15 protein-coding genes are annotated in these 24370 nt (G+C 67.8%); 9 read left to right on the top strand and 6 right to left on the bottom strand.

From position 1 onward, the window contains the following. Positions 1 to 20 precede the first annotated feature (20 nt). Entirely contained in the window at positions 21 to 1424 is a 1404-nt protein-coding gene (locus ACVCMC_RS16420) for a C40 family peptidase (protein ID WP_447099524.1), read from the bottom strand. 25 nt (positions 1425 to 1449) lie between these two features. Then, positions 1450 to 2601 carry a DUF819 family protein gene (locus ACVCMC_RS16415; RefSeq protein WP_395120165.1) on the bottom strand — a complete coding sequence of 384 codons (1152 nt, stop codon included), beginning with the start codon at positions 2599 to 2601 and terminating at the stop codon, positions 1450 to 1452. Between the two features lie 165 nt (positions 2602 to 2766). Between ACVCMC_RS16415 and ACVCMC_RS16410 the strand changes: the two genes are divergently transcribed. From ACVCMC_RS16410 to ACVCMC_RS16375, 8 genes are all read left to right on the top strand, one after another. Next, on the top strand, positions 2767 to 4287 hold the full coding sequence (locus tag ACVCMC_RS16410; protein WP_447098073.1) for a transglutaminase-like domain-containing protein: 1521 nt from the start codon (positions 2767 to 2769) through the stop codon (positions 4285 to 4287). A 54-nt stretch (positions 4288 to 4341) separates the two neighbouring features. Further along, positions 4342 to 7368 carry a TonB-dependent receptor gene (locus ACVCMC_RS16405; protein WP_395120167.1) on the top strand — a complete coding sequence of 1009 codons (3027 nt, stop codon included), beginning with the start codon at positions 4342 to 4344 and terminating at the stop codon, positions 7366 to 7368. 91 nt (positions 7369 to 7459) lie between these two features. After that, positions 7460 to 8767, top strand: coding sequence for a diaminopimelate decarboxylase (gene lysA / locus ACVCMC_RS16400; RefSeq protein WP_447098072.1), 1308 nt, complete (start codon positions 7460 to 7462; stop codon positions 8765 to 8767). Then, positions 8764 to 9978 (top strand): dipeptidase, encoded by a 1215-nt coding sequence (locus ACVCMC_RS16395; protein WP_447098071.1) that lies wholly within the window; start codon positions 8764 to 8766, stop codon positions 9976 to 9978. The genes lysA and ACVCMC_RS16395 overlap by 4 nt, the downstream gene beginning before the upstream one ends. Next, positions 9962 to 11536, top strand: coding sequence for a serine hydrolase (locus ACVCMC_RS16390; RefSeq protein ID WP_447098070.1), 1575 nt, complete (start codon positions 9962 to 9964; stop codon positions 11534 to 11536). Before ACVCMC_RS16395 ends, ACVCMC_RS16390 begins: the two co-directional genes overlap by 17 nt. Next, a complete protein-coding gene (locus ACVCMC_RS16385) occupies positions 11533 to 12348 on the top strand; it encodes a M15 family metallopeptidase (RefSeq protein ID WP_447098069.1) in 816 nt (271 codons plus the stop codon). Before ACVCMC_RS16390 ends, ACVCMC_RS16385 begins: the two co-directional genes overlap by 4 nt. Positions 12349 to 12476: 128 nt before the next feature. Then, positions 12477 to 13523 carry a serine hydrolase domain-containing protein gene (locus ACVCMC_RS16380; protein ID WP_447098068.1) on the top strand — a complete coding sequence of 349 codons (1047 nt, stop codon included), beginning with the start codon at positions 12477 to 12479 and terminating at the stop codon, positions 13521 to 13523. 65 nt (positions 13524 to 13588) lie between these two features. Further along, positions 13589 to 14368, top strand: a complete 780-nt coding sequence (locus ACVCMC_RS16375) for an N-acetylmuramoyl-L-alanine amidase (protein ID WP_447099523.1) — start codon at positions 13589 to 13591, stop codon at positions 14366 to 14368. A 120-nt stretch (positions 14369 to 14488) separates the two neighbouring features. On the opposite strand, the gene ACVCMC_RS16370 is transcribed toward ACVCMC_RS16375, so the two are convergent. The 4 genes from ACVCMC_RS16370 to ACVCMC_RS16355 form a co-directional block, all read right to left on the bottom strand. Beyond that, on the bottom strand, positions 14489 to 17614 hold the full coding sequence (locus ACVCMC_RS16370; protein ID WP_447098067.1) for an efflux RND transporter permease subunit: 3126 nt from the start codon (positions 17612 to 17614) through the stop codon (positions 14489 to 14491). Next, entirely contained in the window at positions 17611 to 18777 is a 1167-nt protein-coding gene (locus ACVCMC_RS16365) for an efflux RND transporter periplasmic adaptor subunit (protein WP_447098066.1), read from the bottom strand. Before ACVCMC_RS16365 ends, ACVCMC_RS16370 begins: the two co-directional genes overlap by 4 nt. Then, a complete protein-coding gene (locus ACVCMC_RS16360; protein WP_447098065.1) occupies positions 18767 to 20278 on the bottom strand; it encodes an efflux transporter outer membrane subunit in 1512 nt (503 codons plus the stop codon). The genes ACVCMC_RS16365 and ACVCMC_RS16360 overlap by 11 nt, the downstream gene beginning before the upstream one ends. A 269-nt stretch (positions 20279 to 20547) precedes the next feature. Then, positions 20548 to 23406: a TonB-dependent receptor gene (locus ACVCMC_RS16355; protein WP_447098064.1), complete on the bottom strand. Its 2859-nt coding sequence runs from the start codon at positions 23404 to 23406 to the stop codon at positions 20548 to 20550. A gap of 135 nt (positions 23407 to 23541) precedes the next feature. On the opposite strand from ACVCMC_RS16355, the gene ACVCMC_RS16350 reads away from it, so the two are divergent. After that, a complete protein-coding gene (locus ACVCMC_RS16350) occupies positions 23542 to 24324 on the top strand; it encodes a DeoR/GlpR family DNA-binding transcription regulator (protein ID WP_447098063.1) in 783 nt (260 codons plus the stop codon). Positions 24325 to 24370: the final 46 nt, after the last annotated feature.

Genomic DNA, 24370 nt, shown 5'->3' with positions numbered 1-24370 from the left:
TCTTTTTGGTGCCGGCGGGCTCAGCGGCGGATGCGCACGATGCTGGTCATGCGGTCGACATAGGTCTGCTTGTCGTTGTAGAGCAGCGGCAGCAGCGGGGTCACCGACACCGCGTTGAGCTTGATGCGCACGCGGCTGCCGTCGGCCTTGCGGTAACTCATGCCGCCCACGTCGTGGATCACCCAGGGCTGGCCCTGGTACTGGCCGATCACCATCATCACGTGGCCGGGGACGTAGACCAGGTCGCCGACCTCCAGCGCCTGCGCGGCCTTGAGGCGCGTCTCGCGGCTGTCCTTGGCGGTGAACGCGCGGTGCTCCAATGCCGGGCTGATCGCCTGCCTGCTGGTGTTGCGCGGCATCTGCACGCCCATGCTGCGGTACACGTCGGAGACGAAGCCCGAGCAGTCGCGGCCATCGTACGCGTGGCCCCAGCCGTAGCGTTCGCCGAGGAACTTGAACGCCTGGCGGATGATGTTGGCGCGGGTCAGCGGCAGGTAGTCGGCAGCCGTGTCGGTGTTCTTCTGCAGCAGCGCCGGGGTGAAGCCCAGCGTGCCGTCGGCCTTGCGCAGCGGCAGGTCGAGCACGTGCGCGGCATACGGCGTCTGCCCGTTCACCGGCTGGTCCGGCGGCAGATCGGTCGCCAGCGGCAGGCGCGTGCCCATGTCCAGCGGCAGCTGCGAGACGGCCGGCACCTCGCGGGTGAACACGGTGCGTTCGACCGCGCCGGTGATCACCCGGTACGGCGTCCTGTCAACGTAGCCGAACACCTCGGCCGCGCTGCCTTCGGCCACGTTGTCCTTTTCCGTCCACGCCGCATAGCGCGGGCTGACCACGAACAGCCACTGGCCGTCGGCGCTCGCATGCACGATCGCCACCGGCGTGCCGGGAAATTCGGCGGTCTCCTGGAAGCGGTCGATGTCGGTGTCGCCCTTTTCATTGAACACGCGCAGCGTGGTGGGGAACGTGCGCAGCGCAGCGCGGCGCACCACCAGGCCGTAGCGCGTCTTCTGCTGCGCGGGAATCGCATCCAGTGCGAGGTTGGCGACCACCGCGTCGAGCGTGGCCGCGCTCACCGATTTGCCCTCGACGTCGAACAGCGGTCGATCCGGCCGCTGCGACAGATCCTTGATCCAGCCTTCGACGCGGGCGCGGTCCAGCGTCGAAGGCAACGCGCGCAGATCGTGCATCGACGGGTCGATCTTCAGCAGCCTGGCGTTCTGCGCCGCGATCGCCGCGCGATCCATCACCGGCGCATCGGGCTGCGCCAGCCGCTCCACCCAGAACTGCGGCGTCAGCTGCGCCTCGCCCACGCCGAGCACGCCGGAGGGCGGCACGACCAGCGCGTCGTCGGCGCCGCGGGCCTGCGGCGCCGCCGCGGCGAGCAGGGGCGCAAGCAGGAGAGTGGCAAGCAAGGGAAATCGCATCATCGTGTCCTGTCGCAAGAACGCATCACGGAAGGGCCAGCTGCTTCAGGATCGACGCCACCACCAGGCCGAAACCGGTGCCGAGGATGTAGCCGAGCAAGGCCAGCAGGATACCCACCGGCACCAGCGCGGCCGAATAGCTGGCCGCCAGGATCGGCGTGGCGGCCACGCCGCCAATATGCGCCAGCGAGGAGATGCCGCACAGGTAGAGGTCGAAACGGAACAGCTTGGCGAAGCCGATCAGCAGCAGCGCGTGGATCGCGATGACGGTAACGCCGCACAGCAGGTACAGCGGTGCCGCGGCGATGCCGTGGAAGTTGCTCTGCGAGGCCAGCACCGCCACCACGCTGATCAGCAGGGCGCCGGAGATCGTGCTGGCGCCCGGATAACGCGCCAGCGGCGTATGCGCCACCACCAGCCCTGCGCCGGTGGCCAGCAGGATCGTCCAGGTGGTCGCGCTCAACATGCTGGAGGTCGGCAGTTTCGTCGCCACCCAGCCAGCCAGCGCGGCCGCCAGCAAGGCCATGCCCAGCCACAGCAGCACGCTGTCGGGCGTGGTCGGGCCGGTGGGTTTCGTTTCCGCCAGCGGGATGTCGCCGCTGGACTTGGCCCGCGTCCAGCGGTTGAACGCCGGCGCCAGCCGCGCCACCGAAAACAGCACCACCACCCACATCGAGTAGCACAGCGCGTCGGTCAGCAGCGACATCGCCAACAACTGGTCGGACATGTCGATCGCCTGCTTCACCGCGATCATGTTGGCGGTGCCGCCGACCCAGCTGCCGGACAGCGCGGCCAGCGGTTGCCACTGGTCGCCCGGCAGCCAGTGCCGGTAGATCAGGAACGCGCCGATGAAGGCCACGAACAGGCTCACCGAGGTGCAGGCGAACACGGCCAGCACGCGCGGCCCCAGCCGCCAGATCGCGCGCAGGTCGCAGTTGATCATCAGCAGGAACAACAGCGCCGGCACCAGGTGCGAGACCAGCATCGTCTGCGCCGCATGGATCTCGTCGTTGACCTGCCACAGCCCCGACACGGCCAACGCGGTCACCAGCAGATAGGTCAGCACGATCGGCGGCAACACCGAGAAGACCTTCCAGCCGTAGCGGCGCTCGATCGCCGGAAACACCCCGGCGGCCAGCAACATCACCGCCAGGTAGGGCCAGACCGTTTGGATCACATGCGTCCCCTCGTGGTTCGTGCGCGGGCCAGTGCCAGCCTCGCTGTCGTGTCGGCAAGGAATAGCTGATTCGAGTCGAATTGGTTTGAAGCATAAATTATTGACCAGCATTTGCAAGCGTGTTACACAGCCATTTCAGGGGATCGGATGCGGAGACGCCGCTCGATGGATACACCATTGCCTGCCACCACGAGAATACGACGCCATGCCCGGGCCGCGCGCCTGTTGCTGGTGGCCGCGCTGGCGCTGTCCGCCGGCCTGCCGGCGGGGGCGAGCGTGGGTGGCTCACCGCTGAATCCCGTCATTGCCCAGATCGACGCCGGCCATTTCAAGGCGGCGCAGGCGGCGATCGAGACCGCGCTGGCGCAGCCGGGCGTGTCGGCCGAGCAGCGCCAGGCACTGCTGTTCCAGCGCGAGCGCATGCGCCGCATCCTGCTCGACTTCACCCTGAGCGCGGACGAGGTCGAGGCGCGCGTGCGCAAGCAGATCCCCGACCTCACCGACGCCGAGTTCGCGAAGTGGAACGCCGCCGGCCTGTTCGAACATCAGGTCATCGACGGCCGCACGCTGTACTTCAAGCGTTCACCCGGCAATCTGTTCCGGCTCAGCCCCGAGGCGGTGGCGCGGCGCGCGGTGCAGGCACCGATCACCGACGGCCCGATGGAATCGCTCAACGACCACCAGCGCGCGATCTTCCACGCCGCGCTCGACCAGCATCGCGCCAGCGTGCTGCCGCAGCGCCTGCGCATGACGCAGACACTCACCGTCGACGCCGATGCGGTGCCCGCGGGCAAGATCGTGCGTGCGTGGATTCCCTACCCGCAGGCGATCCCCGGCCAGCAGGAAGACATCCGCTACGTCGCCAGCGTGCCGGCGAAGCACGACATCGCGCCGAAATCGGCGCCGCAGCGCACGGTGTACCTGGAAAAGCCCGCGGTGGCCGGGCAGAAGACGGTGTTCTCGGTGACCTATGAACTGACCTTGCTGGCGCAATATCACGCGATCGACCCGGACAAGGTGCAGCCGGAAACCATCACGCCGGAACTCGCCCCGTTCGTGGCCGAGCGTGCGCCGCACATCGTGTTCACCGACGCCATGCGCGCGTTCTCGCGCAAGGTCGTGGGCGAGGAGAAGAACCCGTACCGCATCGCGCAGAAACTGTTCGCCGCGGTGGACCGGATTCCCTGGGCCGGCGCGCGCGAGTATTCGACGATCTCCAACATCAGCGACTACGCGCTGCACGCCGGCCACGCCGACTGCGGCCAGCAGACCCTGCTGCTGATGACCCTGCTGCGCCTCAACGGCATCCCCGCGCGCTGGCAGTCCGGCATGGTGTTCGCCGCCGACGGCAGCGGCTACAGCAACATCCACGACTGGGGCTTCCTGTACCTGGCGCCGTACGGCTGGGTGCCGATGGACGTCACCACCGGCCGCCTGCATCCGGCCGCGGGCGACGACCCGGCGCTGGAGTGGTTCTACCTCGGCGGGCTCGACAATTGGCGCATCGCCTTCAATGCCGACTACGGGCGCCGCTTCGAGCCGCCCAAGCACCACTTCCGTTCCGACGACGTGGATTCGCAGCGCGGCGAGGCCGAGTGGGACGGCGGCAACGTGTACTTCGATCAACTGGACTACGACTTCGACTGGCAGGTGCTGCCAGCGGAGCACGGACGCGGCGGCAACTAACCGGCAGCTATTCACAAAAACTGGCATCGACGGCGTCGATGGGGAGATGGGGAAATGAGCAACAGTCGCAGCTTGCGCAGAACCGTACTTTGCATGGCGCTTGGCATGGGCCTGGCCTCGCTGGCCGTGCCTGCCGCCTTTGCCGGCAGCAACGACGGCGCCGTGGTCGGCCACACCGCGGCGGGCGCGGTGGTCACGGTGACCAGCACCGACACCGGCCTCACCCGCAGCGTCACCGCCGATGCCAAGGGCAACTACCGCTTCCCGTTCCTGCCGGTCGGTACCTACACCTTGCAGAGCAGCGGCGGCGGTGCCGCGAGCGAGCCGATCAACGTCACGGTGAGCCTGGGCAACACCACCACCGTCAACGTCGGCTCGGCTCCGACCGCGACCGAACTGAGCGCGGTCACGGTCAGCGGCTCGGTCCTCCCCGGCGTCGACGTCACCTCCACCGAGTCGGCCACCAACGTCACCCGCGAGCAACTGGCGCGGCTGCCGGTGGATCAGAACATCACCTCGGTGGCCGTGCTGGCGCCGGGCGTCAACAAGGGCGTCGCCGGCTTCGGCGGCATCTCCTTCGGCGGCTCGTCGGTGGCGGAGAACTCGTTCTACGTCAACGGCCTCAACGTCACCGACTTCTACAATCGCAACGGCTTCTCCTCGGCGCCGTTCGCGTTCTACCAGGAGTTCCAGGTCAAGACCGGCGGCTACTCGGTCGAGTTCGGCCGCACCACCGGCGGCGTGATCAACGCGGTGACGCGCTCGGGCACCAACCAGTTCAAGTACGGCGCCGAGCTCACCATGGAGCCGGCCAGCTGGCACTCGCGCGCCGACGACCACTACCGCGCCGACGGCACGCGCTACCTCACCGCCAGCCGCGACCGCGACGCGCTGGCCAAGCTCAACGTCTACGCGTCCGGCCCGATCGTGAAGGACAAGCTGTTCTTCTTCGCCATGTACGAGGCGCGCGACTCCTCGCCGGAGAACACCAACGACGCCGGCACCACGCTGACCAAGAACAGCGCCGACACCGGCTTCTGGGGCACCAAGATCGACTGGCACATCACCGACGCCAACCTGCTTGAGTTCATGGCCTTCTCGGACAAGAACAGCAACGTGGGCGACGTCTACGACTACACCTACACCGGCGACATCACCGGCAACAAGACCAACGAGATCTACACCGACACCGGCGGCAGGAACTGGAACCTCACCTGGACCAGCTACCTCACCAACGACCTGTCGATGAAGCTGATGTACGGCCGCAACGACCGCGAGTCGTTCAACCGCGGGCTCAGCGACGTGGAATGCAACCGCGTGGCCAGCGACGGCAAGATCGCCCTGCCCGGTGTCGCGCTCGGCTGCACCACCAACTCATCGGTGAGCCATCGCAACGACGTGCGCAAGCAGGCGCGCGCGGACTTCGAGTGGACGCTGGGCGACCACCTGCTGCGCTTCGGCTTCGACCACGAGCAGAACACCTCCGACTACGAGCGCTACTACCCCGGCCCCGGCGCGATCTACTACAACGTGTACAAGGCCGACCCGGGCTCCTCGATCTCCAACCCCAACGGCGGCGGCGTGATCCCGCCCGGCTACACCGGCTACGTGCGCGCGCGCCGCTACGAGATCGCCGGCAACTTCGAGACCACCAACTCGGCGTACTACATCGAGGACAACTGGCAGGTCACCTCCAACCTGCTGCTGAACGCCGGCATCCGCAGCGACGGCTTCGACAACAAGGGCGGCGACGGCAAGAGCTACATCAAGATGGACAACATGATCGCGCCGCGCGTGGGCTTCTCGTGGGACATGAAGGGCGACGGCAGCACCAAGCTGTTCGGCAACCTCGGCCGCTACTATCTGCCGGTGGCCAACGTGATCAACATCAAGCAGGCCGGCGGCCTGCTCGACGAACGCACCTACTACGCCTTCGGCGGCTGGCAGATCGAGGACCGCAACGGCTCGCAGTACGCCATGCCGATCCTCGGCCCGCAACTGGGCGGCGTCGACACCTCGCAGGGCGACGGCACCGTCGGCGACCTGCGCTCGGAGGTCGACCACGACATGGACCAGGTCTACCAGGACGAGGCGATCCTCGGCTTCCAGCAGATGATCGACGACAAGTGGTCGTGGGGCGTCAGCGGCACCTATCGCCGCCTGCACAACGCGATCGACGACATGGAGATCAGCGCCACCGCGCAGTGCGGCGAGGATGGCTACATCGGCTGGGTGATGGCCAACCCCGGCTCCAAGGTGCAGGTGTGGGGCGACTCCAACTGCGACGGCACGCCCGACGGCTACATCACCGTGGACACCTCCAAGGAAGGCTGGGCGATGTACCGCCAGGATGGCGTCGACGCCGACGGCGACCCGATCATGACCTACATCGGCCAGCGCGGCTGGGTGAAGCCCAAGCGCAGCTATACCGCGGTGGAGTTCCAGATCAACCGCGCCTGGGACGACCAGTGGGCGTTCAATGCCTCCTACACGCTGTCGTGGAGCCGCGGCAACGCGGAAGGCCCGGTCAACTCGGACACCAACTTCGACGACACCGGCCGCACCGAGAACTTCGATGACCCGTGGGTGAACTTCGGCGGCGACGGCTACCTGCCCAACGACCGGCGTCACCAGTTCAAGCTGCGCGGCACCTACGCGCTGACTCCGCACTGGCAGCTCGGTGCCGACCTGCAGGCGCTGTCCGGCACGCCGATCACCGGCTTCGGCGTGGGCAACCCGTTCGACGCGTCCAACTACCACAGCTACTACACCTGCGTGCAGAACTGCGATTCGGAGTTCTCCGCCGACCGCGTCTATGTGAACTCGCCGCGCGGCAAGTACGGCCGCACGCCGTGGACCTACAACGTCGGCGCCAGCGTGAGCTACATCCTGCCGATCGGCGACACCGGCCGCTTCAAGGCCAAGCTGGCGGTGTACAACCTGTTCAACACCCAGCAGACGCTGAACGTGGACCAGGACCTGCAGACCACCATCGGCAACGGCACCAGCGACACCTTCGGCGACGGCATCAGCTTCCAGGCGCCGCGCTTCACCCAACTCACCCTCAGCGTGGACTTCTGAACGTACTCCCCTGGCGGCGACCCACACGGAATGGTGGGTCGCCCTTTTTTTGCCCGCCCTGCGGGCGACCGACAATGGCCCGCCACTGCCCATGAACCACCTCCACGCCACGCCGGCCGCCATGCCCGGCAACCTCGCGGCCACCGGGATGTCGGCGCCGCGCTGGCTCGATGGCGTCGACCTGCAGCGGCTGGCCGAACGCATCCCCACCCCCTTTCACGCCTATTCCGCCAGCGCGATCCACCAGCGCATCGACGCGCTGAAAACCGCGCTGGCCGACCTCGACGCCACCATCTGCTTCGCGGTCAAGGCCAACCCCAACCTCGCCATCCTGCAGCTGATGGCGCAAGCCGGCGTCGGCGCCGACATCGTCTCGGTCGGCGAGCTGCGCCGCGCGCTCAACGCCGGCATGCCGGCCGAACGCATCGTGTTCTCCGGTGTCGGCAAGAGCGCCGACGAGATCGCCGGCGCGCTGAACGTCGGCATCATGCGCTTCAACGTCGAATCGCTGGACGAACTGCATACCCTGCAACGGGTCGCGAACGCTCAGGAAGTGACCGCGCGCGCCGCCGTGCGCATCAACCCCGACGTGGACGCGCAGACCCACGCGAAGATCTCCACCGGCAAGTCGGAGAACAAGTTCGGCGTCAGCATCGACGAGGCGCGCCGCTGGTTCGCCCAACGCAAGTCGTTCGACCACGTGCAGCTCGACGGCCTGCACGTGCACATCGGCTCGCAGATCCTCAGCCTCGATCCGTTCCGCCTTGCGCTGCAGCGGGTCGCCGCGTTCTGGCGCGAACTCGAGCAGGCCGGCCACCCGCTCAACAGCATCGACGTCGGCGGCGGACTGGGCGTGTGCTATCGCGCCGGCGTGGACCGGCCGGTGGCCGCCGCCGATTACGCAGGCGTGATCCGCGAGGCGCTGGCCGGTTTTCGCGGCCGCCTGCTGCTGGAACCAGGGCGCTACCTGGTCGCCGAGGCGGGCGTGCTGCTGACCCGGGTGATCCGCGTCAAGCCCGGCATCGAGCGCACGTTCCTGGTGCTGGACGCGGCGATGAACGACCTGCAGCGGCCCAGCCTGTACGACGCCTGGCACGACATCGTGCCGGTAGCGGACGAGCCGCGCCCGATGACCACCTACGACATCGTCGGCCCGGTGTGCGAGACCGGCGATACCTTCGCCCGCGCACGCGAACTGCCCGAATGCGCCGCCGGCGACCTGTTGCTGATCAAGGCCACCGGCGCGTACGGTACGTCGATGGCCTCCACCTACAACTCGCGGCCGCTGGCCGCCGAGGTACTGCTGCAGCGGGGCCGCTACGCCGTGGTGCGGCGGCGGCAGCATTTCGAGGAAATGATCGCCGGCGAACAGCCGGCCCGGAACTGGGAAACGCCATGAACACGACTGTCCGCCTCGCCCTCCTCACCGCCTTGAGCTTCGCCGGTGCACTGCCCGCGCAAGCGCAGCAGGATCCGCCGATCACCATCGACACCCACGTCGACATCCCGTTCAACTACATGGGCGAGCCGCGTTTCGACGTCGGGCACGACACCCGCCTGCTGGTCGACCTGGGCAAGATGGAGCGCGGCGGCCTGAACGCGGCGTTCTTCGTGATCTGGGTGCCGCAGCACAAGCTCGACGCCGCCGGCTACGCCAAGGCGGTGAAACAGGCCAGCCAGAAATACGACGGCATCGGCCGCATGCTGATGATGTACCCGGACCGCATCCGCCTGGCCACCACGCCCGAACAGTTGATGGCCAACCACAAGGCCGGTCTGCTCTCGGCCACGATCGAGATCGAGAACGCCTACTCGCTCGGCCACGACATCCGCCGCCTCGACGCCGCGTTCGACCGTGGCGCGCGCTCCGTCGGCCTGGTCCACGTCGGCAACAACGACCTGTGCACCAGCTCGCTGCCCGACACCGAACATGGCGAGCCGGCGATGAACAGCGCCGGCGACAAGGGCATGAGCGACTTCGGCCGCGCCGTGGTGAAGCGCGCCAACCAGCTCGGCATGCTGGTCGACATCTCCCACGCCTCGGACAACTGCGTGCGCGATGCGCTCAAGGTGTCCAGCACGCCGATCATCGCCTCGCACTCCGGCGCCCGCGCCGTGCTCGACCACCCGCGCAACCTGCCCGATGACCTGCTGCGCGCGATCGCCGCCAAGGGCGGCGTGATCGACGCCGTGGCCTACAAGGAATTCCTGAAGAAGGACCCGGGCCGCGAGGCCGCGGAGAAGAAACTGCAGAACGCCATCGCCAAACAGGCCGGCGAGAAGGAATACGACAGCGACAGCGACGACTACCGGCCGGAGATGGAAGCCGGCATGGCCGAGATCCAGAAGAAATATCCGCTGGCCACCCTGGACGACTACGTGAAGCAGATCCGGCACATGGTGAAGGTCGCCGGCATCGACCACGTCGGCATCGCCTCCGACTTCGACGGCGGCGGCGGCATCACCGGCTGGAAGGACGCCAGCGAAACCCGCAACGTCACCGCCGCGCTGCGCCGCGCCGGCTTCAGCGACGCCGACATCGCCAAGCTGTGGGGCGGCAACCTGCTGCGCGTGTGGGGCGAGGTCGAGCGCCATGCCGATCGTCATTAAGCCGCGCCTGCTGCTGGCCGCGGCACTCGGGCTGGGCTGCACGCTCGTCCACGCGGCCACGCCCGGGGCGGAAACCGCCGCCCTCGACAGGATCGTCGACGCCACCGTCGCCCGCTACCATCTGCCCGGCATCGCCGTGGGCGTGATCGAGAACGGGCAGGTCGTCTACACGCGCACCGTGGGCGAAACCATCGCCGGCTCGGGCCAGCCGATCACCCCGCAGACGCTGTTCAAGATCGCCTCCAACAGCAAGGCAATGACCACCGCCCTGCTCGGCCGCCTCGTCGATCAAGGCAAGCTGCGCTGGGACGATCCGGTGACGAAGTACCTGCCGCAGTTCCGCATGAATGACCCATGGGTCACCGCGAACATGCGCGTGGCCGACCTGCTCACCCATTCCAGCGGCCTGCCCGAAGGTGGCGGCGACCTGATGCTGTGGCCGGAACCGAACGCGTTCACCCGCGCCGACATCATCCACGGCCTCGCCTTCATCAAGCCCGGCTACAGCTTCCGCTCGCAATACCAGTACGACAACCTGCTCTACGTGGTGGCCGGCGAAGTCGCCGCCGCCGCGGGCGGTGCACCGTACGAAACGCTGATGCGCCGCGAAGTGTTCGCGCCGCTGCACCTGGACCGCTGCCAGGTCGGCGCGTGGAACCGCGACACGGTGGGCGACGTGGCCACGCCGCATCGCCGCGACGGCGGCCGCAACGTGCCGATCCCCGAAGCCGCGGCGATTCCCGCGATCACCTCGGCCGCCGCCGGCGGCATCCGCTGCGACCTCACCGACATGCTGAGCTGGGCCCGCAACTGGCTGGTGCCGACCCACGCACAACTGCAGTGGCTGTCGTCGGTGCAGCGCGACGTGCTGCAGGCGCCGCACATGCTGATCCCGGTTTCCGCACAGCGCCGCGCCTGGGACAACAGCCACATCATGGCCTACGGCTACGGCTGGCGCATGGCCGACGTCGACGGCCAGTGGAGCGTGTGGCACACCGGCACGCTGAACGGCATGTACTCGATGCTGGCCCTGCTGCCGGACCGCAAGAGCGGCTTCGTGTTCATGATCAACGGCGAGGCGGACGACGCACGCACCGTGCTCGGCGAAGTGCTTATGAAGCATTTCACCGCACCCAACTCCAGCCGCGACGTGAGCTGGTACGCCGACGCGCTGGAGCAGCAGGCGAAGCAGCGGTCGCCGTCCTCGTCCGCCCCGGACACCTCGACGCAGCGGCCAGCCAGCACCGCCGAACTGGCGCGCTGGAGCGGGCAGTATCGCGACCCGTGGTTCGGCTACGTCACGCTGTGCCCGCGCGACGGAAAAATGCATTTCGCCGCCGCGAAGTCGCCGACGCTGGCCGGCACGGTGATGCGCCTGGGCAAGCGTTATTTCGTGCACTGGGACGATTCGGCCGACCTGGATGCCTGGCTGGATTTCCATGCGGCCACCGCCAGCCAGCCGATCACCCTGCGCATGGCCAAGCTCGACCCGCTGGGCGACTTCAGTTCCGACTACGAGGACCTCGATTTCCAGCGCGTGGGGAGCTGCCACCCATGACCAACCCGTCGCCCATCACCGCCGGCAGGAGCCCGCTTGCGGGCGATGCTCCCGTGCCTGGCGGAAGAAAAGGCATCGCCCGCAAGCGGGCTCCTGCGAAAGCCGGGCATCTGATCGCGTTTGCCCTGCTCGTCGCCGTCAGCGGCATCACCCACGCGGACCAGCCGCCGGCGCTGTCGCCGGCGACGACTGCCGCCGCGGCGAACCTGGTCGACATCCGCACGCTGGTGCCGGACATCGCCGAGGACATCAAGTACGCCGGCAGCGACAACTTCATGGGCACGCCGGCGGACGGCTATCGCGCGCCGGCCTGCCTGCTGCTGCGCCCGGTCGCCGAGGCGCTGGCGAAGGTCGAGCACGAGCTGCGCGCGCAGCACCGGCGCCTGAAGATCTGGGACTGCTACCGCCCCGCCCGCGCGGTGGCGCACTTCGTGCGCTGGGCGCACGACCTTTCCGACCAGCGCACCAAGCCGCAGCACTACCCGCGGCTGGACAAGTCCGAACTCCTGCACGGCTACATCGCCGAAAGCTCGGGTCACAGCCGCGGCGCCACCATCGACCTGACCATGCAGCAGTGCGCCGACGACGGCACGCATTGCACGCCGCTGGACATGGGCACCGATTTCGATTTCTTCGACGTGCGCGCGCACACCGACTCGCCCGAGGTGACCGCGCAGCAGCACGCCAACCGCGTGGTGCTGCGCGACGCCATGCAACGCGAAGGCTTCCGCAATTACCCGATGGAGTGGTGGCATTACACCCTCGAGCCGGAGCCGACGCCACACACCATCTACGACGTGCCGGTGAAATGAAGCCACCGTGTGCGGAAACCCGTAGGGCGGGCACTGCCCGCCGGCTCTTCGGCGCGGCGCAACGCGCTTCGCAAATGCGGCGGGCAGTGCCCGCCCTACGAGGCACGATCAACGAGGGGAGATCCGCCATGCACAGACTCTTCATCGGCCTCGCCGCTGCCATCCTGCTCGCCGGCTGCGGCGGAACCAAGCCGGTCGATCCGGTCGACGCGCTGATGGCGCCCTACGCCGGCGACGTGCCCGGCGCCTCGCTGCTGGTCATCAAGGACGGCAAGGCCGTCGTCGATCGCAGCTACGGCCTGGCCAACCTCGAGGACGACGACAAGGCCACGCCGGCCACCAACTACCGGCTGGCCTCGGTGAGCAAGCAGTTCACCGCCGCGGCGATCCTGCTGCTGGCCGAACAGGGTCGACTCACGCTGGACGATCCGATACGCCGCTGGCTGCCCTCGCTGCCGCAGACGACCTCCGCCGTCACCCTGCGCCAGCTGCTCGACCACACCGGCGGCCTGGTCGACTACGAAGACCTGATCCCGCCCGGCACCACCGGGCAGGTCAGCGACAACGACGTGCTGCGCATGCTCTCCGCCACCCCGAAGACCTACTTCGCGCCCGGCACCGCCTACCGCTACAGCAACACCGGCTACGTGCTGCTCGGCCTGGTGGTCGAGCGCGCCTCGGGCTACAGCCTGCCGCTGTACCTCAAGCAGCAGATTTTCCAGCCGCTGGGCATGAATCACACGCTGCTGTACGAGAAGGACGGCCCCGACGTGGACGACCGCGCCTACGGCTACAGCGAGGTGGGCGGCCAGTGGACGCGTACCGACCAGAGCGTCACCAGCGCCACCCGCGGCGACGGCGGCATCTATTCCTCGGTCGAGGACCTGGCGAAGTGGGACGCCGCGCTGTACGACGACCGCCTGCTCAGCGACGCCTCGCGCAAGCTCGCCTTCAGCCCGCACGTGAAGGTCACCGGCGAACCGTACGAGGCCAGCTACGGCTATGGCTGGCGCATCACCGGCGACACGCTGTGGCACTCCGGCGAAAGCATCGGTTTCCGCAACGTGATCGTGCGCTGGCCGAAGCAGCGCCTCACCGTGATCCTGCTCAGCAACCGCAACGAGCCGGAGCCGTACCGCACCGCGCTGGAGATCGCCCGGCCGTGGTTGCGTTGATCACCGCCATCACCCATCACCGTCATTCCAGCGAACGCCGGAATGACGAGAAAGAACGCGAAACCATGAGACCCACCGCGATGCGCGCATTCCCGATACTCCGCCTGCTGCGCGCCGCCTCCGTGCTGCTTGCGCTCGCCCTGCTCGCCGCCTGCGCCCCGCTGCCGCCGCGCAATCCGCTGGCGACCTGGGTGCCCTCGCCGAACCACGACATCCGCCGGCCGGTGCTGATCGTGCTGCATTTCACCGACCAGCAATCGGTGCGGCAGAGCCTGGAAACCTTGCGCACGGCCAACAGTGGCGGTCCGGTCAGCGCGCACTACCTGATCGGCGCCAACGGGCATCTCTACCAGCTGGTGTCCGACCAGCTGCGCGCCTGGCATGCCGGCGGCGGGCGCTGGGGCACGATCACCGACCTCAACTCCGCCTCGATCGGCATCGAGCTGGACAACGACGGCCACAGCCCGTTCGCGCAAGCGCAGATCGACAGCCTGCTGCGCCTGCTCGCCGACCTCACCGAACGCCTGCAGATCCCGCGCGAGCAGATCATCGGCCACCAGGATCTCGCGCCTGCGCGCAAGAACGATCCCGGCCCGCTGTTTCCCTGGCAGCGACTGGCCGCCGCGGGCTTCGGCCGCTGGCCGCAGGGCGTGCTGGTCGATCCGCCCGCCGGCTTCGACCCGTGGATGGCGCTGGCCGTGGTCGGCTACCCGCTGGACGATCGTGCCGCCGCGGTGCGCGCCTTCCACAACCACTTCCGCGGCCTCGGCGACGATGAACTCGACCCGCAGGACCTGCGCATCCTGTGGAACCTCGTGCAGCAGATCGAGGCGGGCGGCGGCTGAGACCTTTCGACAGCCGGAAAGCGGCGGGCAGTGCCCGCCCTACCCGGCGGCAGGCGTAGGGCGGGCACTGCCCGCCTGCTCTTCCGCGAATACCGGCGAAAATGGAAGCGTGCGGTCGCCCTACACCTGCAACCGGTCGCCCGGCCGTGCGACCAGCGCATACAACGCCGGCATCAGGTACATGCCGATCAGCAATCGCGACAGCATGCCGGCCACGATCACCAGCGCGAACGGGCGCTGCGAATCGGTGCCGACGCCGCTGGCGATGGCTGCCGGCAACAGGCCGAGCGCGGCCACCAGCGCGGTCATGGTGATCGGACGCAGGCGCAGGATCGCCGCCTCGTGCACCGCCCTGGCGATGTCCATGCCGCCCAGCCGCAGCTCGTTGACGCAGGAAATGTAGACCACGCCGGTCAGCACCGACACGCCGAACAGCACGATGAAGCCGATCGCCGAGGACACCGAGAACGGCGTGCCGGTGAGCCACATCGCCACGATCGCACCGAACGGTGCGGACAGCAGCACGCCGGCCACGGTGATGAACGGAAACTTGAAATTGCCGTAGAGCACGAACAGCAGGCCGAAGATCAGCAGCAGGGTCAGCGGCAGGATCACGTTCATCTGTGCGCGCGAGGCGGTGTACTCCTTGTACTCGCCGCCCCACTCCAGCCGATAGCCGTGCGGCAGCTTCACGTCGCGGCCGACCCGGGCGATCGCTTCGTTCACCGCTCCGGCCAGGTCGCGTCCGCTCACCGAGAACTGCACGCCGATGTAGCGTGAACCGTTCTCGCGATAGATGAAGGAGGCGCCGTTGGCGATGCTGATGTCGGCCAGCTCCTTCAGCGGAATCTGCTGGCCGCCGGGCGTGGCTACCGGGATCTCGCCGATCTGCTGCGGGTTGTCGCGGTATTGCGGCTGCAGCCGCACCAGCAGGTCGAACTGCTTTTCTCCCTGCGCCACCTCGGTGGCCACGTCGCCGCCGATCGCCGCCTCGATCAGCTTGTTGATGTCCTCGACGTTGATCCCGTAGCGCGCGATCTTGGCGCGATCGATTTTTATCGACAGGTTCGGCTGCCCCAGCTCGTGGACCAGGGTCAGGTCGGTGATGCCGCGCACCTTTTCCATCGCCTGCTTGATCGCCTTGCCCTTGGCCTGCAGCACGTGCAGGTCCGGGCCGTAGATCTTCACCGCGAGCGAGCTTTTCAGGCCGGTCTCGGCCTCGTCCACCGCATCCTCGGCCGGCTGGGTGTAGTTGAACTGGATGCCGGGAAACACCTGCAGCTTCCTGTCGATCGCCGCGATCAGGTCGGCCTTGCTGCGGTACTTGCCGTCCCACTGCGCGTACGGTTTCAGGCCGACGAAGAACTCGTCGTTGAAGAAGCCGGTCGAATCGGTGCCGTCGTCCGGGCGACCCAGCTCGGAGCCCACCGTGGTGACCTCGGGGAAGGAGCGCAGGATGCGCCGGATCTGCGGCGAGATCTTCGAGGCCTCGTCGAAGGAGATGGTGTACGGCATGGTGGCGCGCACCCACAGCGAGCCTTCGTCCAGGTGCGGCATGAACTCGGCGCCGATGCCGCGCATCATCACCAGCGCGATCACCAGCAGCAGCAGGGAGGCCCCGGTCACGCGCCACGCGTGCTGCTGCAGGCGCTCCAGTCCGCGCACGTACCACGTCTTGAACCTGTCGTAGATGGCGTTGCGCCGCTCGCGCACGCCACGGCGCATGAACAGCGCGCAGAGCACCGGCAGCAGGGTCAGCGTGACCAGCAGCGAGCCGACCAGGGCGAAGATCATGGTGTCCGCCATCGGCTTGAACAGCGTGCCGGAAGGCCCGGTCAGCACGTAGATCGGCAGGAAGCTGGCCACGATCACCGCCACCGCGTAGACCAGCGGGCGGTCCACTTCCGAGGCGGCGCCCTGGATGACTTCCCTGATGCTGAACTCGCTGCCCTGCCGCGCGGCCAGCTCGCGGAAGATGTTCTCGACCATGAAGATCGCGCCATCGACCAGGATGCCGAAATCCACCGCGCCGATCGACAGCAGGTTGGCCGAGGCGCCCTTCAGGTCCAGGCACACGAAGGCGAACAGCAGCGCCAGCGGGATCGTGACCGCCACGATCAGCCCCGCGCGCACGTCGTAGAGGAAGAAGATCAGCACCGCGATCACCAGCGCCATGCCCAGCAGCAGGTTGTGCATCACCACCGCCTTGGTCTGGCCGATCAGGTCGGTGAGGTCGTAGAACGGGTGGATCTTCACGTCGTCGGGCAGCACGTCGCGGTTGAGCTCCTGCGTCTTCGCCTCGACCCGCTGCAACACGTTCTCGGTCTTCGAGCCGGTCAGCGCCAGCACCACGCCCTCCACCGCGTCGTCCTGGTCCATGTAGCCGAACTCGCCCAGCCGCGGCGCGATGCCGACCTGCACGGTGCCCACGTTCTTCACCAGGATCGGCGTGCCGTCGTGCACCGCCAGCACCACGTCGCCGATGTCCTGCACGGTCTCGAGCCGGCCCAGCCCGCGCACGTAGAAGAACTGCCCGCCCTGGGTGTAGAAGCCGCCGCCGGCGTTGCCGTTGTTGGCCGCCAGCGCGGCCTCGACCTGCGCCACCGACATGCCCAGCGCGGCGATCTTCACCGGATCGAGCAGCACCTGGTATTGCATGGTGCCGCCGCCGAAACCGGAGTCGTCGGCCACGCCCGGCACCGAGCGGTACTGCGGCGCGACGACCCAGTCGTTCAGCGTCTTCAGCTCCATCGGCGAGCGGTCGGTGCTCTGCAGCACGTAGCGGTACACCAGCCCCGAGGGCGGCGACATCGGCGACATCGACGAGGACACGCCGTCGGGCAGTTCGACATCCGGCAGGCGGTTGCGCACGCGCTGGCGCGCGAAATACGGATCGGTGCCGTCGGCGAAGCCGAGCGTGACGTCGGACAGGCCGTACAGCGACACGGAGCGCTTGGTCACCATGCCGGGGATGGCATTCATGCCCAGCTCCACCGGCACCGTGATCAGCCGCTCCACTTCCTCGGCCGAATGCCCCGGCCACTGCGTGACGATGTCGACCATCGGCGGCGACAGGTTCGGGTACGCATCCATCGGCAGGATGTTGTAGGACCACACGCCGGCCGCGGCCAGGCCCAGCGCCAACAGCACCATCAGCATGCGCTGCTGCAGCGCGAACGCGACGATGCGGTTGATCAGCGAGGCGGGGCGCGGCGGCAGCCCCTCGGGTGGGGTCTGCGCGCTCATTGGGTCTGCATGAAATGCAGGAAGATCGCGCCGTCCACCACGACCTTGTCGCCGGCGTGCAGGCCGTCGGGAATCTCGAAGGCATCGCCCACGCGTCCGCCCAGCGTGATCGTGCGCTGCGCGTAGCCGCCGTCGGCCGCCGCCACGTACACGAACGGCAGGTTCTCGTCATCGCGCAGCACGGCCGACACCGGCAGCAGCAAGCCCGTGCGCGCATCGCCGGAGCGGATCTTCACGCGCACGTACATCTGCCGCTTGAGCACGCCGTCCGGGTTGTCGACCAGCACGCGGGCGCCGACGGAGCGCGTATCGGGATCGACCACGGCACCGACGTTGGTCACCTTGCCGGGCATCGCCGCGTCATCGCCGCCGACCTCGACGGTGGCCGCGTCGCCGTTCTTCACCGCCGCCAGGTCGTCGCCGAACAGCTGCGCCATCACCCACATTTTCGACGTGTCGGCGACGGTAAAGCAGGGCGTCGAACCGGCCGCCAGCAACTGGCCGGGCGCGATCGACTTCTCCACCACGGTGCCGGCGATCGGGGCGCGGATCACGCCCTGGCCATGCGCCACCGGCTTGCCTTCGCGTATCGCCGCGATGGTTTGCGGATCGACATGCAGGGCCAGCAGCGCCTGCAACGCGGCGTCGCGATCGGCATCCGCCCCCGTCGCATCGGATTGCGCCTGCGCGTGCTCGCGCTGCGAGATCGCCTGGTGTGCGTACAGGTCACGATCGGTCGCCGCCAACTGGTCGGCGGCATGCGCCGCGGCGAGCGCCTTGCGATACGCGCCGACGGCGGCGGCGAAGTCGGGCGAATCCACCCGCGCCAGCGGCTGCCCCGCCTTGACCTTGTCGCCCGGGTTCACCAGCACCTCGGTCACCGGGCCGGAGAACGGTGCCAGCACCTGGGTGGCGCGGTCGTGGTCGAAATCCACCACACCGCTGGTTTCGATGCTGCGATGGAAGCTGCTGCGTTCGATGGTCAGCAGATGGATGTGCTGGCGCTGCGCAGCGGTCAGCGTCACGTTGTGCGGCGTGTCGGCGGCGGCCTGCGGCGCGGCCTTCGACGAGCAGGCGGCCAGCGTCGACGCGGCCAGCAGCACAAGCGCGGACAACAGGACGGGCGCGCGCCGGGTCGGCGCGGAGGATGGTCTATTTTTCATCGCTATCCCGGGTGGCAGCGGCATCGGTGGAGTGGGTGTCGGCGTCGTGCCACCAGCCGCCGCCCATGGCCTGGAACAGCGCGGCGGTGTCGACATAGCGGCTCGCTTGCGCCTGCACCAGCGCGATGCGCGCCTGCTGGTCGGCCTGCTCCGCACCAAGCAGCGACAGGTAGCTGGCGTAGCCGTCCTGGTACTGGCGCTGCGAGATTTCCAGCGCGAGTTTGGCCGCGTCCGCCGCCCTGGCCGCCGCCTGCAGGCCCTCGGCATCGTGCTGCAGCGCGGCCAGTGTGTCGGCCACGTTCTGGAACGCGGTCAGCACCGTGCCGCGATATTCCTCGGCCGCCTGCACGTAGGCCGCCTTGGCCGCGCGCTCCTGATGCAGCAGGCTGCCGCCCTGGAAGATCGGGGCGGCCAGATCCGCGCCCAGGCTCCAGAAGCCGGTGCCGCTCTTGAACAACTGCTTGATCGCCAGCGCGCTGCTGCCTGCATTTGCCGTCAGCGTGATGTCGGGCAACCGGTTCGCGATGGCTACGCCGATCTGCGCGTTGGCCGCATGCAGGTTGGCCTCTGCCTGGCGAACGTCGGGGCGCTGCGCCACCAGGGTCGAGGGCAGGCTCACGGGAAGCTGCTGCGGCAGATGCAGGCTGGCCAGGTCGAACGCCTGCGGCGCCGCCTCGCCGGGTAGTTCGCCGGCCAGCACGGCCAGCAGATGGTTCTGCTGGTCCAGCTGGTTCAGCAGCGGCGGCAGCGTGGCCTGCAACTGGGCCAGCTGGGATTCCTGCGCGGCGAGATCGAGCCGCCCCGCGTAGCCCTTGACGAGCTGGTAGCGCAGCAGCTCGACCATCTTCGCGTTGGTCGCGATCAGCTCGCGGGTCGCGGCGACCTGCGCGCGCAGCGAGGCTTGCTGCACTGCCGCCACCACCACGTTGGCGCTGAGCGTGATGCGGGTGGCAAGCATCTGGAACCGCACCGCCTGCTGCTGCGCCTTGAGCGATTCCACGTTGCGCCGGTTCAGGCCGAACACGTCCGGCACGTACGACACGCTGACCTGCGGCGTGAACAGGTTGTACAGGTACGCGTTGTTGCTTGGCACCGGCGCCAGCGCGCCGGGCGGGTCCTGTTCGCGGCTGGCCGAGAAGCCGGCGCTGACGCTTGGCGCGTACGCACCGCGTCCGGCGCGGGTGTTCTCGCGCGCCACCGCCAGTGCGGCCTGTGCGGCCTTGAGATCGGGGTTGTGCGCCAGCGCCTGTGCGATCAGCGCGTCGAGCGCGGCCGAATGGAACAGCGTCCACCACTGCGCGGGAATGTCGCCGCCGGAAACGAAACGCTGGGGCTGCCCGCCGGCGACATTCGCACCGGGGGTGCGCTCCGGCAGCGGCCCGGCGGCCACGCTGGCAACATCCGGTGCCGCCGGCTTCCGGAAATCCGGCCCCACCGCGCAGCCGCCGATCGCCAGCACCGCGACGACCGCCAGCAGCGACCCGCCTGCCCGTCTGATCATCGCGGCCGTCATCGCGACGGTGCCAGCAGACAATCGGACCGCGGGGTTTTCATGCGTGCGCGTCTTGAGGAAAAGATCGGAACGCAACGATATAACGTACCAAGCCGACGCGAAAGCCTGCAAGAAATTGCGTTTGCGCAGCCCGTCCTGCGGGAAGCCGCATCGGGAGGGCGCGACACTCGCCCCCTCCCGATGCGGATCAAGCCATGCAGATCAAACCCACGCGCCACGCGGTGCCCGGGAAGTCGGGCACGCCGGCGCGCGCCGCCCTAGAAGCGCAGCGCCACCCCCAGGTTGACGGAACGGCCATAGCGGTAATAGCCCTGCGACAGCAGCGGGTTGCCGTTGATGCTGTAGGTCTGCGCCTTGTCCAGCAGGTTCTGGCCGTCCAGGCTGACGCTGATCATGTCGTTGAACTTGTAGGAGACGTGCGCCGTCACCCAGGTGATCGCGTCGGCCTGCTCGTTGTAGCCGGTACCCAGCACGTTGATCGCGGTGACGAAGCCGTTGGTGCGGTCGGCGTTGGCGCCCACCGACCACTTGCCCTTCTCGTACATCACGCCCAGCGAATAGGTCGCCGGGGCGATGCCTTCAAGCGGCCGCTGCTCGCCGTCCACCCAGCTCGTGGACAGGTTGCGCGTGTACTGCGCACGCACGCCGAAACCGTTGTTCCAGAAGTGCTGCAGGCTCATCTCCATGCCCTTCACCCTGGCGTGGTCGCCATTGATCGGACGCATGATGTTGAACAGGTAACCCGGCACGCCGATGTCCTGGCCGGTTTCCCAACTGGTGGTGATCTGGTTGGTGATGCGCTTGTAGAACACCGCCAGGCTGGCGACGGAGTGCTCGGCGAAATACCACTCCAGCGACAGGTCGCCCTGAGCCGCACTGTAGGGCTTGAGGTCCGCGTTGCCGCCGTAGACCTGGGTGAACTCGCCCCACGACACGCTTTCGGTGGTGTTGGTCGGCGCCAGCTGGTTCACTGCCGGACGCGCCATGGTCTTGGCCGCGCCGGCGCGCAACTGCAACTGATCGGTGAAATGCCAGGTGAAGTTGGCCGAGGGCAGCAGATAGCTGTAATGGGCGTCCTGGACGACCGGCGTCGGCGCGTCGTATTGGGCGGTGTAGTTGAAAGGCCCGTTCTCGGTGATGCTCAGGATCTTGGCGTCCCAGGCCTGGGCGCGGGTATCGGTCTGCACCAGGCGCACGCCGACGTCGCCTTCCCAGCGATCCCCGGACATGTCCGCCTGCACGTAGAACGCGTTGGTCTTCTCGCTGACGCGGTAGCTCTGCAGCGGGTTCCATTGCGGGCCGGCCAGCGCGTAGTCGTACGGCGTGCCGTCCGGGCGGAGATTGCCGTTGTAGGCCTGCAGCCGGGCCAGGTAGTTGGGCACGTCGAAGGCCAGGAAGCTGCGCGGGAAGCTGCTGCCCACGCCGGACATGAAGTGCGGCAGGTGGAAGGAGTGCGAGATCACGTTGCCGCCGAGGTCGGCCACGTTGATGGCGTTGTCCTCGGAGTAGTAGTCCGCGCCGCCGTTGAGGGTGTTGTTGACCAGGTCGCGCGACTTCTCGCGCTCGGTGCGGGTCACGCCGAAGCGCAGGTTGTCCACGCCCCACTTGCCGACGAACAGCTTGCCGGCCACGGTGCCGCCGGTGATCTCGTCGCGGATGTTGTCGCCGCTCAACTCCATGTAGTGCGTGTTGAAGTCCGAATCGCTGAACTGGCCGCTGGCGAGGCCCGAGATGAGGTCGCGGCCGTCGTCGAACTTGACGTCGACGTTGGGCACCGCATACGGGCCGAGGGTGATGCGGGCCGTGTTGGGCTGGTTCATGCGCAGCACGACGTAGGTGTCCTGGCCGCCGGAGCGACGCTCCGAGGTGGAGCGGTACAGGTCGCCGGTCAGGGTCAGGTCGTCGGTGGCCTTCCACTCGCCGTTGATGCCGTACAGCGCGGTATCGACGACGCGGTACTGGGTCTGGTTCAGCAGTTCCGGATTGAGCCGCAGCTCCGGGTCCGGGTTGTCCATGGTGAAACCGGTGACGATGCCGTTCTGCACGGTGATGTCGGACCAGCGCCCCGGCGCGAACAGCGGGTAGTAGGACTGCTGGAAGGACACCTGCGGCGAATCCAGGCGCGTCTTCAACCCATCCACCACGATGCGCACCCGGTCGTTCGGACGCCACTCGATCTTGCCGGAATAGGCGCTGCGCTTCTTGTCCTCCAGGATCGAGCCGACCCGGAACTGGCCCGGGGCAATCAGGCCGTAATCTTCCGGGTCCAGTTCGCCGTTGCCGTTGAGGTCGATGTTGCCGCCCCAGGCGTTGCCGTACCAGTTGGGATCGTTGGGGTCGGGGTTGCGCGTCCAGCCGCCGTCGTTGCCGGCGACGTCGGTGCGATCCTTGCGCTTGGCCTTGACCACGCCCAGCAGCACGCCGACGGTGTCGTTGGCGAAGGTGTTGCTGTAGGCGGCCGAAAACTTGTGTCCGTTGAGTTCGGACATCTGGTTGCGATCGCCCTCCAGGCGCACGATGCCGTGCTGTCCGGGCCGGTCGAACGGGCTGGCCGAACGCAGGTTGATCAGGCCGCCGATGCCCCCTTCGGTCAGCGAGGCCTGCGCGCCCTTGATCACGTCGGCACCGCTGATCACATCGGCGGGCAGGACGTCGAAGGCAAAGTCGCGACCGGCGCCATCAGTCGCCAGGATGCGGCCGTTGAACGTGGTCAGCGTGAACTCCGGGCCGAGGCCGCGCACGCTGACCTTCTGTCCCTCGCCGCCGGCCGTGCGCGAGATGGCCACGCCGGTAATGTGGCTGAGCGAGTCGGCCACGTTGTCGTCGGGGAACATGCCCAGTTCGAGCGCACTGATCGAATCCTGCACGGTGCCGGCATCGCGCTTGAGTTCGGTCGAGCGCGCCATGCTGCCCCGCTCGCCGGTGACCACCACGGTGGCCAGCTCGGTGGCGGCGCGCGGCGTGGCCTGGTCAACCGGGACCGCCCGTGGGCTCGGCGTCGTGGCGGCGCTGGCAGGCGCTGTCTGGGCTGTTTGGGAGAACGCCGCCGCCGGTATCAGCAGAGCCAGGGCGACGGCACAAGACAGTGTGTTTCGGTGAAAGGAAGCGGCGTTCAAGGGCTCTCTCCTGGGGGCGCGATGGCGGACCTTGCATCTAAACAACGAAACCGAGCCTATAACATGTTTCGTTTCGTATCAATAGCGAAATACAACGAAATGCGGCATAATTTCTCCATCCATCGGAACCCTTGAATGGCCGCCACTCGCGACACCAGTCAACGACGCCTCCAGATCAGCGAACTCGTCCGCCAGCATGGAAGCGTCCAGGTCAGCAGGCTTGCCGACCGCTTCGGCGTGAGCGCGCAGACCGTGCGCAAGGACCTGCGCTACCTGGCCGAGCGCGGCGTGATGGCGCGCGCCTACGGCGGCGCGATCGACAGCGGCGTGATCGGCAACGGCAGCCCCGCCGAACCCAATTACGAAGCGAAGATCACCAGCTACCTGGCCGAGAAGCGCCGCATCGGCGTGCGCGCGGCAACCCTGATCAAGCCCGGCGATACCGTTGCCATCGACTCGGGCACCACGGCCATCCAGCTGGCCAAGGCGCTGCCGGATATCGACATCACCGTGGTCACCAATGACTACGGCGTGCTGACCGCGCTGGCATCCAAGCCGAGCATCAACCTCGTCATGCTCGGCGGCGAACTGCGCCGGCGCAACATGGCGTTCTACGGCGGGCTGACGGTCGAGGCGCTGGATGCGCTGCACGTGGACAAGCTGTTCCTCGGCGTGGACGGCTTCGACCTCGAACGCGGCATCACCACGCATTACGAGCCCGAGGCCCTGCTCAACCGCAAGATGGTGGAGGCCGCGCGCGTGGTCATTTCCATCACCGACAGTTCGAAATTCGGCAAGGTCTGTCTGCATCGCATCATCCCCGTCACCGCGTTGAACGTGTTGATCACGGACACCGGCGCACCCGAGGACATCATCCAGGCCAGCCATCAGCTCGGTTTCGAGTTGTTGCTGGCCTGAGAGCAGGGATTCGGGATTCGCAAAAGCATGAGAGCGCCGCCGCCGC

It is taken from the genome of Rhodanobacter sp. UC4452_H20 (assembly GCF_052978205.1).
Note: the sequence above shows the minus strand (reverse complement) of the source record. Positions and strands in the feature narration are given on the sequence as shown.

What these genes read in the sequence shown, in the direction of transcription:
- ACVCMC_RS16420 (WP_447099524.1), bottom strand. Translation starts at nt 1,424, where the DNA reads ATGCGATTTCCCTTGCTTGCCACTCTCCTGCTTGCGCCCCTGCTCGCC.
- ACVCMC_RS16410 (WP_447098073.1), top strand. Translation starts at nt 2,767, where the DNA reads ATGGATACACCATTGCCTGCCACCACGAGAATACGACGCCATGCCCGG.
- ACVCMC_RS16405 (WP_395120167.1), top strand. Translation starts at nt 4,342, where the DNA reads ATGAGCAACAGTCGCAGCTTGCGCAGAACCGTACTTTGCATGGCGCTT.
- lysA (WP_447098072.1), top strand. Translation starts at nt 7,460, where the DNA reads ATGAACCACCTCCACGCCACGCCGGCCGCCATGCCCGGCAACCTCGCG.
- ACVCMC_RS16395 (WP_447098071.1), top strand. Translation starts at nt 8,764, where the DNA reads ATGAACACGACTGTCCGCCTCGCCCTCCTCACCGCCTTGAGCTTCGCC.
- ACVCMC_RS16390 (WP_447098070.1), top strand. Translation starts at nt 9,962, where the DNA reads ATGCCGATCGTCATTAAGCCGCGCCTGCTGCTGGCCGCGGCACTCGGG.
- ACVCMC_RS16385 (WP_447098069.1), top strand. Translation starts at nt 11,533, where the DNA reads ATGACCAACCCGTCGCCCATCACCGCCGGCAGGAGCCCGCTTGCGGGC.
- ACVCMC_RS16380 (WP_447098068.1), top strand. Translation starts at nt 12,477, where the DNA reads ATGCACAGACTCTTCATCGGCCTCGCCGCTGCCATCCTGCTCGCCGGC.
- ACVCMC_RS16375 (WP_447099523.1), top strand. Translation starts at nt 13,589, where the DNA reads ATGAGACCCACCGCGATGCGCGCATTCCCGATACTCCGCCTGCTGCGC.
- ACVCMC_RS16370 (WP_447098067.1), bottom strand. Translation starts at nt 17,614, where the DNA reads ATGAGCGCGCAGACCCCACCCGAGGGGCTGCCGCCGCGCCCCGCCTCG.
- ACVCMC_RS16365 (WP_447098066.1), bottom strand. Translation starts at nt 18,777, where the DNA reads ATGAAAAATAGACCATCCTCCGCGCCGACCCGGCGCGCGCCCGTCCTG.
- ACVCMC_RS16360 (WP_447098065.1), bottom strand. Translation starts at nt 20,278, where the DNA reads ATGATCAGACGGGCAGGCGGGTCGCTGCTGGCGGTCGTCGCGGTGCTG.
- ACVCMC_RS16350 (WP_447098063.1), top strand. Translation starts at nt 23,542, where the DNA reads ATGGCCGCCACTCGCGACACCAGTCAACGACGCCTCCAGATCAGCGAA.